This window comes from Sphingomonas echinoides ATCC 14820, assembly GCF_000241465.1.
Classification (GTDB): domain Bacteria; phylum Pseudomonadota; class Alphaproteobacteria; order Sphingomonadales; family Sphingomonadaceae; genus Sphingomonas; species Sphingomonas echinoides.
The window spans coordinates 394,366-408,096 of the sequence record NZ_JH584235.1 but is presented as its reverse complement, the minus strand read 5'-3'; the positions used below and the strand labels follow the sequence as shown (position 1 = coordinate 408,096).

The 13,731-nt window shown below is 64.8% G+C and carries 13 protein-coding genes; 3 read left to right on the top strand and 10 right to left on the bottom strand.

Features of this window, described 5'->3' with window-relative positions:
- Nucleotides 1–32: 32 nt before the first annotated feature.
- Nucleotides 33–791 (top strand): nucleoside triphosphate pyrophosphohydrolase, encoded by a 759-nt coding sequence (gene mazG / locus ON00_RS01690; protein WP_010402767.1) that lies wholly within the window; start codon nt 33–35, stop codon nt 789–791.
- Here mazG and ON00_RS01685 read toward each other — a convergent pair.
- The 8 genes from ON00_RS01685 to dusB form a co-directional block, all read right to left on the bottom strand.
- Entirely contained in the window at nt 769–1,428 is a 660-nt protein-coding gene (locus tag ON00_RS01685) for a GNAT family N-acetyltransferase (RefSeq protein WP_010402766.1), read from the bottom strand. The genes mazG and ON00_RS01685 overlap by 23 nt on opposite strands.
- Complete coding sequence (gene hflX / locus ON00_RS01680) at nt 1,406–2,692, bottom strand: GTPase HflX (RefSeq protein ID WP_010402765.1); 1,287 nt, start codon at nt 2,690–2,692, stop codon at nt 1,406–1,408. The genes ON00_RS01685 and hflX overlap by 23 nt, the downstream gene beginning before the upstream one ends.
- On the bottom strand, nt 2,689–3,270 hold the full coding sequence (hfq, locus tag ON00_RS01675) for an RNA chaperone Hfq (RefSeq protein WP_281048001.1): 582 nt from the start codon (nt 3,268–3,270) through the stop codon (nt 2,689–2,691). The genes hflX and hfq overlap by 4 nt, the downstream gene beginning before the upstream one ends.
- A 31-nt stretch (nt 3,271–3,301) precedes the next feature.
- Nucleotides 3,302–4,675, bottom strand: a complete 1,374-nt coding sequence (gene ntrX, locus ON00_RS01670) for a nitrogen assimilation response regulator NtrX (protein ID WP_010402761.1) — start codon at nt 4,673–4,675, stop codon at nt 3,302–3,304.
- Nucleotides 4,676–4,679: 4 nt separating this feature from the next.
- Nucleotides 4,680–6,857, bottom strand: a complete 2,178-nt coding sequence (locus ON00_RS01665) for a sensor histidine kinase (RefSeq protein ID WP_010402760.1) — start codon at nt 6,855–6,857, stop codon at nt 4,680–4,682.
- A gap of 132 nt (nt 6,858–6,989) precedes the next feature.
- The gene (gene ntrC / locus ON00_RS01660) at nt 6,990–8,408 is read right to left on the bottom strand and encodes a nitrogen regulation protein NR(I) (protein WP_010402758.1); all 1,419 of its coding nucleotides are present in this window, start codon (nt 8,406–8,408) and stop codon (nt 6,990–6,992) included.
- A complete protein-coding gene (locus tag ON00_RS01655) occupies nt 8,405–9,487 on the bottom strand; it encodes a two-component system sensor histidine kinase NtrB (protein WP_040601568.1) in 1,083 nt (360 codons plus the stop codon). Before ON00_RS01655 ends, ntrC begins: the two co-directional genes overlap by 4 nt.
- Complete coding sequence (dusB, locus tag ON00_RS01650) at nt 9,463–10,467, bottom strand: tRNA dihydrouridine synthase DusB (RefSeq protein ID WP_040601567.1); 1,005 nt, start codon at nt 10,465–10,467, stop codon at nt 9,463–9,465. Before dusB ends, ON00_RS01655 begins: the two co-directional genes overlap by 25 nt.
- Before the next feature lie 100 nt (nt 10,468–10,567).
- Between dusB and ispF the strand changes: the two genes are divergently transcribed.
- Together ispF and ON00_RS01640 are read left to right on the top strand one after the other, a co-directional pair.
- The gene (gene ispF, locus ON00_RS01645; RefSeq protein WP_010402753.1) at nt 10,568–11,821 is read left to right on the top strand and encodes a 2-C-methyl-D-erythritol 2,4-cyclodiphosphate synthase; all 1,254 of its coding nucleotides are present in this window, start codon (nt 10,568–10,570) and stop codon (nt 11,819–11,821) included.
- Nucleotides 11,822–11,823: 2 nt separating this feature from the next.
- Complete coding sequence (locus tag ON00_RS01640) at nt 11,824–12,363, top strand: CinA family protein (RefSeq protein ID WP_010402752.1); 540 nt, start codon at nt 11,824–11,826, stop codon at nt 12,361–12,363.
- Here the strand turns inward: ON00_RS01640 and ON00_RS01635 are convergent.
- The gene (locus ON00_RS01635) at nt 12,285–12,782 is read right to left on the bottom strand and encodes a type II toxin-antitoxin system RatA family toxin (RefSeq protein ID WP_029622336.1); all 498 of its coding nucleotides are present in this window, start codon (nt 12,780–12,782) and stop codon (nt 12,285–12,287) included. The genes ON00_RS01640 and ON00_RS01635 overlap by 79 nt on opposite strands.
- Nucleotides 12,782–13,699, bottom strand: a complete 918-nt coding sequence (gene lipA / locus ON00_RS01630) for a lipoyl synthase (protein WP_010402750.1) — start codon at nt 13,697–13,699, stop codon at nt 12,782–12,784. Before lipA ends, ON00_RS01635 begins: the two co-directional genes overlap by 1 nt.
- Between the last annotated feature and the right edge of the window lie 32 nt (nt 13,700–13,731).

The following is a 13,731-nucleotide window of genomic DNA, read 5'->3' as shown; positions in this document are numbered from 1 at the left end:
AGCCAGATCCCCGCCCTAAACGGAGCGTGTCGATGATCGAACGGCTGGTCGCGATCATGGCGCGGTTGCGCGATCCGGTGTCGGGTTGCGAATGGGATGTCTCGCAGGATTTCGCCAGCATCGCGCCCTATACGATCGAGGAAGCCTATGAAGTCGCAGACGCGATCGCGCGCGACGACATGGTCGAGCTCAAGGACGAGCTTGGCGATCTTCTGCTCCAGGTCGTGTTCCATGCGCGCATGGCCGAGGAAGCCGGTCATTTCGCGCTGCCTGACGTCGTGGCGGCGATCAGCGACAAGATGGAGCGCCGCCATCCGCATATCTTCGGCGATGTCGCTGAGGGCGGCCATCATCTGTGGGAACAGATCAAGGCCGCCGAACGCGCCGCCAAGGGCCAGGCCGATATCCCGCCGGGCGCGCTGGACGGCGTAGCATTGGGCCTGCCCGCTTTGCTCCGCGCCGAAAAGCTCCAGAATCGCGCGGCGCGCGTGGGGTTCGACTGGCCGGACCAGGAAGGACCGCGCGCCAAAATTGACGAGGAAATCGCCGAGATCGAAGCGGCCACTACTCCGGCCGAGACCGAGGACGAGATCGGCGATCTGCTCTTCTCGGTGGTCAATTGGGCGCGCAAGCTGGGCGTCGACCCGGAGGCGGCGCTACGCGGTGCCAATGCCAAATTCGAGCGCCGTTTCAAGGCGATGGAAGCCGAAGCTGGCGATGCCTTTCCCGGCCTGCCGCTCGCCAACAAGGAAGCCTTGTGGCAAGCAATCAAGGCACCGCGTCAGGAATGACCGCGGTCGCATAGGGGCAATGCACCGACCAGCCGAGGCTGGTATAAAGCGCGCGGCCTTGCGCGGTCGCGACCAGCACTTCGCGCGACGCGCTTGAGCGGCGCTGCGCTTGCAACAGGCCCATCACCGCCCGGCCCAACCCGCGCCGCTGATGATCTGGGTTGGCGACGATGCGATCATAGACGAATACGCCCGACGCTTCCGCCGCATAGCCGCTGGCCGCGAGCGCGCCGTCCGGGGAGGTGATCGCAACGCGAACGACCCCGCCGATGCTTTCCACCTTCGGGAGATAGCCGTCGGGCAGCCGCGTTTCTGCAAGGGGTGTAGCCACCGCTGTCATCATCCAGGAAGGCGCACAGATTTGCCAACGCGACGGCAAAAGCGCTCTTAAAACAGCATCATCCTGGCAAAGTTTTATATAGAGTCTAGGCTGCGTGATGCCCTGCGCCAGCTCGGCAATCGCCGGGGTCGGATCGGCGAAGACATAGCGGCACCATTCCTGCTCCGACCGCGTGTCCACCCGCCAGCCACCATGCTCGGCCACTGGCATCGGCAAAGCCCGCGCGATCGAGCGGGCATGGAGCCAGCCTGCGATCAGCGCGCGATCGACGGCGTCAGCGCTGGCAGAACCGTTCATAATCGCGCTCGGCCATGCGGACTTCATAGATGGCTTGTTCGCCCTCGACCGATTGTTCCAGCACCTCGCCATGCGCGTGGAGCCAGGCGGCACCGGCACCATCACCGGCATCGAGCAAAATGGTGTAGCGGCGATGGCTCGACGTCAGCAGCGCGGCGACGGTGTCGAGCAAGGCGGACACCCCTTCCCCGCTCAGCGCCGAAATCGCCGCGACATCGTCGCGCCGCGCGGCTTCGCCCAGCAATTCGGCGCGATCATCGGCATCGAGCATGTCGAGCTTGTTCCACGCCTCGATCCGCGGAACCGAGAGGTCGACACCGATATCGCGCAGCACCGCCTCGACATCGTCCTTCTGCGCAATCGTATCCGGGTGCGCGATGTCGCGGACATGGATCAGCAAATCGGCCGACACCACTTCCTCGAGCGTCGCCTTGAACGCCGCGACGAGCTGGGTCGGCAGTTCGGAGACGAACCCGACGGTGTCCGACAGGATCGCCTTATCGATCCCCGGCAGCGCGATCTGCCGCAGCGTCGGATCGAGCGTGGCGAACAGCAGATCCTCCGCCATGACGTCAGCACCGGTCATGCGGTTGAACAGCGTGGATTTTCCGGCGTTGGTATAGCCGACCAGCGCAATTACCGGCCACGGCGCGCGCTGGCGCCGGTCGCGGTGCAGCCCGCGCGTGCGCGAAACCTGCTCCAATTCCTTCTTCAACCGCGCCATGCGATCGCGGATCAAGCGCCGATCGGCCTCGATCTGCGTTTCCCCCGGGCCGCCGAGGAAGCCGAAGCCGCCGCGCTGGCGCTCCAAATGGGTCCAGCTCCGCACGAGCCGTCCCGCCTGATAATCGAGATGCGCCAGTTCGACTTGCAAGCGCCCCTCGGCGGTCGCCGCACGTTCGCCGAAGATTTCGAGGATCAGCCCGGTACGGTCGATCACCTTGGCCGACAGCGCCTTTTCGAGGTTGCGCTGCTGCACCGGCGTCAGACTGGCGTCGAACACGACCAACTCGGCCTCGGCCATCCGGACGGTGGCAGCCAGCGCCTCGAGCTGCCCTTTGCCGATCAGCGTCGAAGGCTGGAGCGCGCGCACCTTGATCGCGACGCGATCGACCACTTCGACATGGATCGCCATGGCCAGCCCGGCGGTTTCGGCCAGCCGGGCATCGGCATCCCGCGACGAAATGCCGGTGTCGGGATAGACGACAACGGCCTTGGCACCCCGCGCGACATCGTCGCGGTCCCGTTCAAAACCTGTGGTCAATCGTTGTCCGAACCTGCTGTTTCATCAGCCAAATTAAGGGGATGTGCGGGCTGAATGGTGGAGACCGCATGCTTGTAGACGAGCTGCGCCATGCCGTCGCGCTGGAGCAACATGCAGAACAGATCGAACGCCGCAATCTGCCCCTGCAGCATCACGCCATTGACCAGGAACATGGTGACATTGTCTTCGGACTTGCGCACCGCGTTGAGGAAGATTTCCTGCAGCAACGGCTGCTTCTTCTGCGCTTCACCGATCGCGTTGACGATCGCGTCGATATCGACCGTATTGGCCGGCATGATCGTCGAAATGGCGTGCTTGTAGATCAGCTGCGACTGGCCATCCCGGCGCAGCAGCACCGAGAAATTGTCGAACCAGGTGACGATCCCCTGGAGCTTGACGCCCTTCACGAGGAACATCGTGATCGGGGTCTTGGTGCGGCGCAGGGCGTTGAGGAACAGGTCTTGGAGAGAGGTGTGCTTGTCGGCCATCGGTCGATCCTTTGTTCTTGGCGGGGGGTGCCCGCGGCGCGCCGGTTCCGGCGTCGAGTTAGGTGATGTACCCGTCCCTAATCTAGGGATGCGCGATCGTTTCGTCCACCGATCCAGTCGATTAATCCTCGCGCACCTCGGTAATGCCGAGCAACTTCAGCTTCCGGTGTAGCGCAGACCGCTCCATCCCGATGAAATTGGCGGTGCGCGAGATGTTGCCCGAGAAGCGGCGGATCTGCACCCGCAGATATTCGCGCTCGAAGGTTTCACGCGCTTCGCGCAGCGGCGCGCCCATGATCGCGGTCGCCCCGCCGCCCAGTTCACCCGGATCGCCAAGCACATCGGGCGGCAGCATATCGAGATCAATCTGCCCGATCCGGTCGCCCGGTGCCATGATGATCGTGCGCTCCACGATATTGCGGAGCTGGCGCACATTGCCGGGCCATTCGTAGGATTGCAGCGCCACCATGGCGTCAGCAGCCACGGCGGGCGTAGGAACGCGCCGCTCAGACGCGTAATGCGCCATGAAATGATCGACCAGCGCGGGAATATCCTCGCGCCGCTCGGCCAGCCCCGGAATGGTCACCGGCACGACGTTGAGCCGGTAATAGAGGTCTTCGCGGAAGCGCCCTTCCGCGATTTCATGCGTCAGATCGCGCGCGGTGGCGGATACCACGCGCACGTCGACCTTGACCACGCGCTGCCCGCCGACGCGGCTGAAGCTCTGGTCGGTCAGCACGCGCAGGATGCGGCCTTGCGTCGCCAGCGGCATGTCGGCGATTTCGTCGAGGAACAACGTGCCGCCATGCGCCTGTTCGAGCAGGCCGGAGCGGACGAGCTGCCCCCCCTCCTCAATGCCAAACAGTTCCTCCTCGACCCGCTCCGGCGTCATCCGCGCCGCACTGACAACGACGAAGGGCGCATCCGCCCGCTGGCTCCAGCCGTGCAGCAGCCGGGCGGCCACTTCCTTGCCGACGCCCGCCGCGCCCATGATCAGCACGCGGCTGCCCGTCGCGGCGACGCGTTTCAGCGTGGCGCGCACGCCATTGATCGCGCCGGAATTGCCGGTCAGATCGGTGTCGCGGCCGACCACCGCGCGCAGGCTGGCAATTTCGCGGCGCAGGCTCTCGGTCTCGGTCGCGCGCGCGACCATCAGCAACAGCCGCTCCGCTTCGAACGGTTTTTCGATGAAATCGGCGGCACCGCGCCGGATCGCGGCGACGGCGGTATCGAGATTGCCGTGCCCGGAAATCATCAGCACCGGAATCGACGGGTCCCGCCGCTTGATCTCGTCGAGCAGTTCCAGCCCATCGAGCCGCGAGCCGTGCAGCCACACGTCGAGCAGCACCAGGGAGGGCCGCCGCACCGAAATCGCTTCCAGCGCCGAATCGCTATCGGCCGCGACGCGCGCACCATAGCCCTCGTCTTCGAGCACACCGGCGACCAGGTCGCGAATATCGCGTTCGTCATCAACGACAAGAATGTCCAGGGGCATGGGTTCAGGTCCGGTTCTGCAAAAGTTGCTGGGGTGGCGTTTCGGCGATGCCCCCATCGCCTCCATCGCCGGCGTCGAGATTGGCGAGCATCGCGGTGTCGAAGCTGACGGTTACGATGGTGCCGCCGCCGGGGCGATCGGCAAAGGTCATCGTGCCGAAATGCTCCTCGACGATCTTCTTGACGATCGCCAGGCCAAGGCCGGTGCCGCGCGCGCGGGTCGTGACATAGGGCTCGACGATGCGATCGCGCGCGGCGGGCAGGCCAATGCCGGTGTCAGCGACGGTAATCGTGGTGCGTTCGGGGGTTTCGTCGAGCGACATCGTGACGCTCGCCTCCGCCGCACCCGGATTGGCCTCGACCGCCTCGACCGCGTTCTTGACGATGTTGGTCAGCGCCTGGCCGATCTGGCGGCGGTCGCACACCAGCATCGGGCCGGGGGCTTCGTGGGTGAGGCTGAAAACCACGCCCGGATGCGCAACCTCGTGCAGGAACAGCGTCTGGCGTGCGAGATCGACGAGCGATTCCTCGCGGAAGACGGGCTTGGGCATTCGCGCGAAGGAGGAAAATTCATCGACCATGCGGCGCAGGTCGCCGACCTGGCGGACGATCGTGTCGGTCAGCCGCGCGAATGTGGTGTCCTCTGGGTCGATCTGCTTGCCATAGCGCCGCTGGAGCCGTTCCGCCGCGAGCTGGATCGGGGTCAGCGGATTCTTGATTTCGTGCGCGATGCGGCGCGCGACATCGGACCAGGCGGCACGGCGTTGATCCAGCAATTGGCCGGTAATGTCGTCGAAGGTCAGGATCGGCCCCTCGACGGCGCGCGTGACCTTTACCGCCAGCGTACGCGCGTCGTTGCCGGTGCCGGTTTCGATGATCGCCTCGCGATCCTGACCATCGAGCAGCGCCGCCAATTCGGGTGCGATCAGCTTCAGCGGTTTGCCGACCGGCATATCGTCAGCGCCGTCCAGCAGCGTGATCGCCGAGCGATTGATCAGGCGGATCGTGCCATCGGGCGCGACCGAAATGACCCCTGCCGTCACCCCCGACATCACCGCCTCGATCAACGCGCGACGGCTTTCCAGCGCACCGGTCTGCGCCTGCAGGCGCTCGGTCATCTGGTTGAAGGCGCTGGTCAGCGTGCCGATTTCGTCGTCGGTCTTTGGTGCGGGCACGCGCGCGGTAAAGTCCCCGGTCGAGACACGGTCGGCGGCTGCCACCAGATCCCCCAGCGGGCGCACAATGCGATCTGCTACTTCCAGCGCGATCCACACCGCAATCGCAATGATAAGCAGTGAGATCCCGAGCAGCGCTGCATTGAATTTCAACTGCAGAGATCGAGAGCGCGCCAGAAAGTCGCGATAGCTCGACAAGACTGCGGCGCTCCGTTGGGATTGTACCTCCATCACCCGCACATCCGATCTGGCAACGGTCAGGAGATACACGTTCGTCGTGCCGGGGATCGGGGCCAGGGTCTTGATCCGATCGCCTTTGACAGTCGTGATACTGGGGACCTTTGTCTGGACGTCGGAAAGGTCGGCGGGCGAAACCTCCCGCGCAAGCTCCAGCTTGTCGGGATTTAAATTGATGATCTCATGAAATTTTCCATCGGGAGACGCAATAAAAAGGAAACCATCCGAAAAGCTTCGATAAAATATCTGATATTTCCCAAAATATTCTGGAAAACTCGGTGACCGGATCTTATCGGAAAAGTTCTCTCCAATATCGGACGCGGCCGTAACGGTTGCTTCTTGCCAGCGTTGAAGCATTTGTTGGTACGAGGTCTTCGCAACCCCGGTCGCATTTTCGATCATGCTACGAGCTTGGTCGGAATACCAAAATTGCACGCCGTATTGGAACAAGAGCGAGGCGAAGATCACCACCAACAGCGTCGGGACTGCGGCGATGATCGAAAATAGGGCGACCAGCTGCACGTGCAAACGGCCGCGTCCCCCGATCGGAAGGAGTGCGGCGCGGCGCATTGCGATGCGCCGTCCCAGCAACACCAGCAGCGCGATCCAAGGCAACAGATTGGCCAGCAGCAACGATGCGACCAGCGCCGGGCTGAGCAAAGCATCCACCTTGTCGCGGGCTATGAACCAATAGCTTACCCCGGCAACGATAAGGGCAACCGCGAGAACAGCGAGTTCCAGAAAGCGCGCGATACGGAAACGCGGCGGCATGCCGCCAGATCCCGGTACCGAAAGCAAAGACTCACTCATCGTGACATTCCTACAACGCCTGCGTTGCAAGGAAAACACACAAAAATGGGTTGGTCCCAAACCCGGCCCGGATGATCGTGTGCGGTGCCTCGATCAGGGATCGATGCCCAGCATATCCAGGCGCTTGCGCAGCGTATTGCGGTTGATTCCCAGGGCGCGTGCCGCGCGCAACTGGTTCTGGCCATGGCGGGCCAGCAGCGCCTCGATCAGCGGTCGCTCCACCTCGGCGATGATCCGATCGTACAGCGTGCCATCGTCGAGCGCGGCGGGTTCCTCGATCGCCAGCCGATCGATTCGCGCGCGAATCGCGGCCTCGATCCCGGCGTCGCCGATCATCGGCGTCGATGGCAACGCGCCACCCAGCATCGCGCGCATCTCGTCGGCATCGATCCGCTCATCGCGCGCCAGCACCGCGATGCGGCGCATCATATTTTCCAGCTCGCGGACATTGCCCGGCCAGTCATAGGCCTCGATCACCGCAATCGCGTCGGGATCGAGTTGCTTGCGCGGCAAACCGTCTTCGGCGGCGCGGTCAAGAAAGTGGCGGGCGAGCAATGGGATGTCCTGCCGCCGCGCGCGCAGCGCGGGCAGCAGCACCGGCACGACATTCAGGCGATAAAACAGATCCTCGCGAAACTGGCCGACCGCCACCAGCTGCGCCAGATCGCGATTGGTCGCGGCGACGATGCGCACATCGGCGCGGATTGTGCGCGCGCCGCCAACGGTGGTGAACTCGCCCGATTGCAGCACGCGCAGCAGCCGCGTCTGCGCCTCCATCGGCATGTCGCCGATTTCGTCGAGGAACAGCGTGCCCCCCGCCGCTTGTTCGAACCGCCCGGCTGAGCGCGCCTGCGCGCCGGTAAAGGCACCGCGTTCATGGCCGAACAATTCCGCCTCAATCAGTTCGCGCGGGATCGCGGCCATGTTGAGCGCAAGGAAGGGCGAACGGCGGCGCGGCCCCAAATCATGGATCGCGCGCGCGACCAGTTCCTTGCCGGTACCCGATTCGCCCGAGATCAGCACCGTGAGGTCATTCGAAACGACGCGCGCGATGATGCGATAGACATCCTGCATCGCGGGCGAGCGGCCGATCAGCGGCAGAGCGCGATCTTCGGCCTCGATCGGATCGGCGACAGCCCCTGCCCCTCGCGCGAGCGCGCTCTGGACGGTGCGCGACAGCACGTCGAGATCGAACGGCTTGGGGAGATAATCGAACGCGCCGACCTCGGTTGAGCGTACCGCCGTCGTCAGCGTGTTCTGCGCCGACAACACGATCACCGGCAAACCCGGATGCGCCCGGACGACGCGCTCGACCAGATCCAGTCCGTTACCGTCGGGCAGCACCACATCGGTAACCAGCACGTCGGGGGCGGTCGCGGCAAGCTGCATTTCGGCCTCGGCGATCGTCGCCACGACGATCACGCGGTGGCCATCGCGCTTCAGCGCTTGCCCGACCACGGTGCGGATGGCGGCATCGTCGTCGACGACCAGGATTCGTCCGGTGCGAGTCATGCGCCCCCACGCGGCAGCATGATGCGAAACACGGTCATTGGCGGGGTTCCTTCCCGGGCAAATTGGATGATCCCGCCCATGTCGCGCACCAATTTGTCGACCAGCGCGAGACCAAGCCCCTGCCCCTCGGGTTTGCCCGAAATGAACGGGTCGAACAGGTGCTCGGCAATATCGGCGGGCGGCCCGGGGCCATTGTCGATCACGCAAATCTCGATTGGCAGTGGACGGCGTGGTTTGCCGGGACCCGGCGCGATCGCCATGCCGTGGCGATAGGCAGTGGCGAGCGTGATCCGCGCATCGGCCTGATCGCGCACCGCTTCGCTGGCATTTTTGAGCAGGTTGAGCACCACTTGCAGCGTCGCATCACGGTCGATCTGCACCGGCGGCAGCGAGGGGTCGAAGCGTTCCTCGATCACGACGTGCCGCCCGAAACCGGCCAGCGCGACACGGCGGGCATGATCCAGCAGGGGATAGATATTCTCGGGCGCGAGCTGCAACGGCCGCGTGTCGGTGAAGTCCTGCATCCGGTCGATCAACGCCGCGATCCGGTCGACTTCGGTGGTGATCAGCGTGGTCAGTTCTGCCGCGCCCTTGCCCTTGGACAGCAATTGCGCCGCGCCGCGAATGCCCGATAGTGGGTTCTTAATTTCATGTGCCAGCATCGCCGCCGCGCCGATCGCCGCGCGCGCGGCCGAGGCACGATCGGCATTGTGGCCCATCCGGCGCGAGGCGGCGGCATGATGCAGCGTGATGGTCTGCCAGCCGGGATGATCGGCGACCCGCGATTCGACATAATCGACGCGCACCTTGCCGCCGCGGCGCAGCTCGATTTCGATATCGAACGCCGCGAAACCGTGATTGTCGCGCGGGTTCTCGTCTTCGGGGGCTTTCAGGATTGAGGCCAAGGGCTGGCCGAGCATTGCCCGCTCGGACAGATTGAGCAGCGCCTCGCACTCGGCATTAGCGTGGGCAACGCGCGACTCGGGGTCGACAACCAGCACCGCCACCGGCAGCGCGGCGAACAGTTCTGCGAAATCGGGACCCTCTGGCGCGTTCACGCGGCGGCGCGACTGCACCAGGGCGCATAAAATTCGGCGAGCATCGCCTTGACGACCTTGGGGTCGGCAATCTGGTTCACACGGTTACGGAACTCGGCCGATCCATGCAGGCCACGCGTGTACCAACCGATATGCTTGCGCGCCATATTGACGCCGGTCTCATTACCATAATGACTAAGCATTGCATCATAATGCTCTGCGATCACGGTATATTGTTCCTCGATCGAGGGATCGGCAACGCGGCGGCCGCTGGCGAACCACTCCATCACCTGGCCGAGCAGCCATGGGCGACCATAGGAACCGCGCCCGATCATCACGCCGTCCGCGCCCGACTGGTCGAGTGCCGCCTCGGCATCCTCGATCGAGCAGATGTCGCCATTGGCGATCACCGGGATCGTCACCGCATCCTTTACCGAGCGGATGAACGCCCAATCGGCATTGCCCTTATACATCTGGTTGCGCGTGCGGCCGTGGACGGTGACGAGCTTCACGCCCAGATCCTGTGCGATCTTCGCCAGTTGCGGCGCGTTGAGGCTGCTATGATCCCAACCCATCCGCATCTTCAGCGTCACCGGCACGCTGACCGCCTCGACCACGCCCTTGATGATCGCACCGGCAGTGTCGAGATCGCGCATCAGCGCCGAACCGGCATCGCCATTGGTGACCTTGCGCACCGGGCAGCCCATGTTGATGTCGATGATCGCCGCGCCGCGATCCTCGCTCAATTTGGCCGCTTCGCCCATTTCATAAGGCGTGCAGCCAACGAGCTGCATCGAGACCGGATCCTCGATCGGGTGCCACGCCGCCTTTTGCAGCGACTGGCGCGTTTCGCGAATCGCCGCCTGGCTCGCCACCATCTCGGTCACGTTGAGGCCCGAGCCATAGCGCCGCACCAAAGTGCGGAACGGCATGTCGGTGACGCCGGTCATTGGCGCGAGGATCACGGGACTCGCGATCGTCACGGGGCCGACGTGCAGGGGGGCAAGAGTACGCGAAGTCACGGGATGGAATCTGCCTGAAAAACGGGCAGCCTATAAGCGAAAGCCCGTCTTGCAGCAAGGCGGGCTGGCGGGCGGCCACGGCTTGGGCTAGGCGCGCCGCATGACTTCGACCAAGACCGCCGCCATCATCGTCGCCGCCGGCACCGGCGTCCGCTCGGGCAGCGCCGTTCCAAAGCAATATGCCCGCCTTGGCGGCAAGGCGGTGCTCGCCCACAGCTATGCCGCACTGCGCGCGCATCCGGCGATCGACCGCGTGATCGTGGTGATCGGTGCCGGACAGGAAGCGTCCTTGCACGAAGCCCTTGGCGAGGTCGAATATGTGATCGGCGGCGCTACTCGGCGGCTTTCGGTGCTGGCTGGGCTTGAAGCACTGACGACCTCCAATCGTCACCCCGGGCTCGTCCCGGGGTCTACCGTTCCGCGCGACCAGCGGCCTGAAAGCGCGGATACCAGTGGGCCCCGGGACGAGCCCGGGGAGACGATTGGGGTCGAGCGGGTCCTTATCCACGACGCCGCGCGCCCGTTCCTGAGCGCCGCCGTGATCGACCGGTTGCTCGCGGCGCTCGATACGCAGGACGGCGCAGTCCCTGCCCTGCCTGTCGCCGATACGCTGGCGCGCGGGGAAGCGGAGCTGGGCGAGACCGTCGCGCGCGACGCCCTGCACCGCATCCAGACGCCGCAAGCCTTTCACTTTGCCACAGCACTCGCCGCGCATCGCGGCTGGACCGGTGCCGAACCCACCGACGACGCGCAAATGCTGCGCGCGGTCGGTGGCCGGGTCGCACTGGTCGAAGGAGACCCCATGCTCGAAAAGATCACCCATCCCACCGATTTCGCCGCCGCCGAGTCGCGCCTTGCCGCCACGATGCGCTCGCGCACAGCGACCGGCTTCGACGTCCACCGTCTCGAAGCAGGCGAGGAATTGTGGCTTGGCGGCGTGCTGATCCCGCATGACAAGGGCTTATCCGGCCATAGCGATGCCGATGTCGCGCTGCACGCCATTACGGACGCCTTGCTCGGCACGATCGCGGCGGGCGATATCGGCACGCATTTCCCGCCGAGTGACCCGCAATGGCGCGGCGCGGACTCGGCGCAGTTCCTGCAACATGCTGCCTCGCTGATCGAGGCGCGCGGCGGGATCATCGATTTCATCGATCTGACGCTGATCTGCGAGGCCCCCAAGATCGGCCCGCACCGCATCGCGATGCGCGACCGTATCGCAGAGCTCTTGCGGCTCGACGCCGATCAGGTCAGCATCAAGGCGACGACGACCGAGCGTTTGGGCTTTACCGGGCGTGGCGAGGGGATTGCGGCGCAGGCCGCCGCCACCGTCCGGGTTCCAGGGGAGCGATAACGATGGATACCATCCTGCCCGCCCAATTGGTGGAGGCCGCCCGCAAGGTGGTTGCCGCCAATCTCGCCGCTGGTCGGCGCGTGGCGCTGGCCGAGAGCTGCACCGGTGGCCTGGTCGCCGCCGCGATCACCGAAATCGCCGGTTCGTCCGAAATGTTTGAAAGCGGTTTCGTGACCTATTCCAACGACGCCAAGCTGGAGATGCTCGGCGTCAGTGCCGATGTGCTGGAAACCTTCGGTGCGGTTTCGGTCGCGACCGCGTGGAGCATGGCGCAGGGCGCACTGGAGGCGAGCGGGGCCGATGTCGCCGTGGCGATCACCGGCGTCGCCGGCCCCGGCGGCGGCACCGAGAAGAAGCCGGTCGGCACGGTCGTGTTTGCGCGCGCCGAACGCGGTGCCGATCCCGGCCATGTTGTCGCCGATCGCAAGGATTTCGGCGATTTGGGGCGTGGCGGCGTGCGGCTTCAGGCCGCGTTGTGCGCGCTGGAACTGCTGCTGCCATCCGAAGACGATACCGCGCCTGAGGCCGAGGAAGCCCCATAAAGCACGGCGGCGCGGTCCTCGAACGCGCCGATCATCTTGCGCAGCGCAGTGCCGAACACCTGGCCTGCCAGCATCTCGAACACGCGGTTCTTGAAGGCGAAGTCGACCGTAAAGTCGACCGCGCACCCAGTGCCATCGGGCCGGAACACCCATTCGTTGCGCAGATATTTGAGCGGCCCGTCGAGATATTCGACCTCGATCCGATCGGGCCGGTGTTTCTCCACCTTCGACGTGAAGGTCTCGCGCAGGCCCTTAAAGCCGACGATCATGTCGGCGACCATCTGCGTTTCGCTGTTCGAGCGCACGCGGATTGCCGATACCCACGGCAGGAACTCGGCATAACGGGCAACGTCGGCGACCAGATCGAACATCTGCTCCGGCGTATAGGGCAGCCGCCGCGTTTCGGAATGGCGTGGCATTAGCGCTGGGCGAGCTTTGCCTCCCGCGCGGCGCGCAGGCGGGCGAAATCGTCACCGGCATGATAGCTCGACCGCGTCAGCGGCGAACTGGCGACCAGCAGGAAGCCCTTGGCGCGCGCGATCGCGGCATAGGCATCGAACACGGCGGGGGTGACGAAATCCATCACCTTGGCATGGCGCGGGGTCGGCTGCAGATATTGCCCCATAGTCAGGAAATCGATCTCGGCCGAGCGCATGTCGTCCATCACCTGATGCACTTCGAGCCGCTCTTCGCCCAGCCCCAGCATCACGCCCGATTTGGTGAAGATCGACGGATCATGCCGCTTCACGCTCTCCAGCAGCCGGAGCGACGCGTAATACCGCGCGCCGGGGCGGATCGTCGGGTAGAGGCGCGGGACGGTTTCAAGATTGTGATTGTACACGTCGGGCCGCGCCGCGACGATCGATTCGACGGCAGCCTGCGTCTTGTTGCGGAAGTCCGGTGTCAAAATTTCGATCGTCGTGTTGGGCGTGGTGCGGCGTAACGCCTCGATCACCTTCACGAATTGCGACGCGCCGCCATCGGGCAGATCATCGCGGTCGACCGAGGTGATGACGATATGTTCGAGGCCCAGCTCGGCGGCGGCATCGGCGGTGTGCTGCGGCTCCAGCGGATCGACCGCGCGCGGCATGCCGGTCTTCACATTGCAGAAGGCGCAGGCGCGCGTGCACGTGTCGCCCAGGATCATCACCGTCGCGTGTTTCTTGGTCCAGCACTCGCCGATATTGGGGCAAGCCGCTTCCTCGCACACGGTGTTGAGGTTGAGGCGGCGCATCATCGCCTTGGTTTCACCAAAGGCAGCGCCACCGGGTGCCTTGACGCGGATCCAGTCGGGCTTGCGTTGACGCTGCCGGGCGAGCGGGGACATCTCGTTCATGGCGGAGCAGATAGCGACTGGTGCGCCCGCTT

What these genes read in the sequence shown, in the direction of transcription:
- ON00_RS01685 (WP_010402766.1), bottom strand. Translation starts at nt 1,428, where the DNA reads ATGAACGGTTCTGCCAGCGCTGACGCCGTCGATCGCGCGCTGATCGCA.
- mazG (WP_010402767.1), top strand. Translation starts at nt 33, where the DNA reads ATGATCGAACGGCTGGTCGCGATCATGGCGCGGTTGCGCGATCCGGTG.
- ON00_RS01665 (WP_010402760.1), bottom strand. Translation starts at nt 6,857, where the DNA reads ATGCCGCCGCGTTTCCGTATCGCGCGCTTTCTGGAACTCGCTGTTCTC.
- ispF (WP_010402753.1), top strand. Translation starts at nt 10,568, where the DNA reads ATGACTTCGACCAAGACCGCCGCCATCATCGTCGCCGCCGGCACCGGC.
- ON00_RS01640 (WP_010402752.1), top strand. Translation starts at nt 11,824, where the DNA reads ATGGATACCATCCTGCCCGCCCAATTGGTGGAGGCCGCCCGCAAGGTG.
- ntrX (WP_010402761.1), bottom strand. Translation starts at nt 4,675, where the DNA reads ATGCCCCTGGACATTCTTGTCGTTGATGACGAACGCGATATTCGCGAC.
- ON00_RS01635 (WP_029622336.1), bottom strand. Translation starts at nt 12,782, where the DNA reads ATGCCACGCCATTCCGAAACGCGGCGGCTGCCCTATACGCCGGAGCAG.
- lipA (WP_010402750.1), bottom strand. Translation starts at nt 13,699, where the DNA reads ATGAACGAGATGTCCCCGCTCGCCCGGCAGCGTCAACGCAAGCCCGAC.
- ntrC (WP_010402758.1), bottom strand. Translation starts at nt 8,408, where the DNA reads ATGACTCGCACCGGACGAATCCTGGTCGTCGACGACGATGCCGCCATC.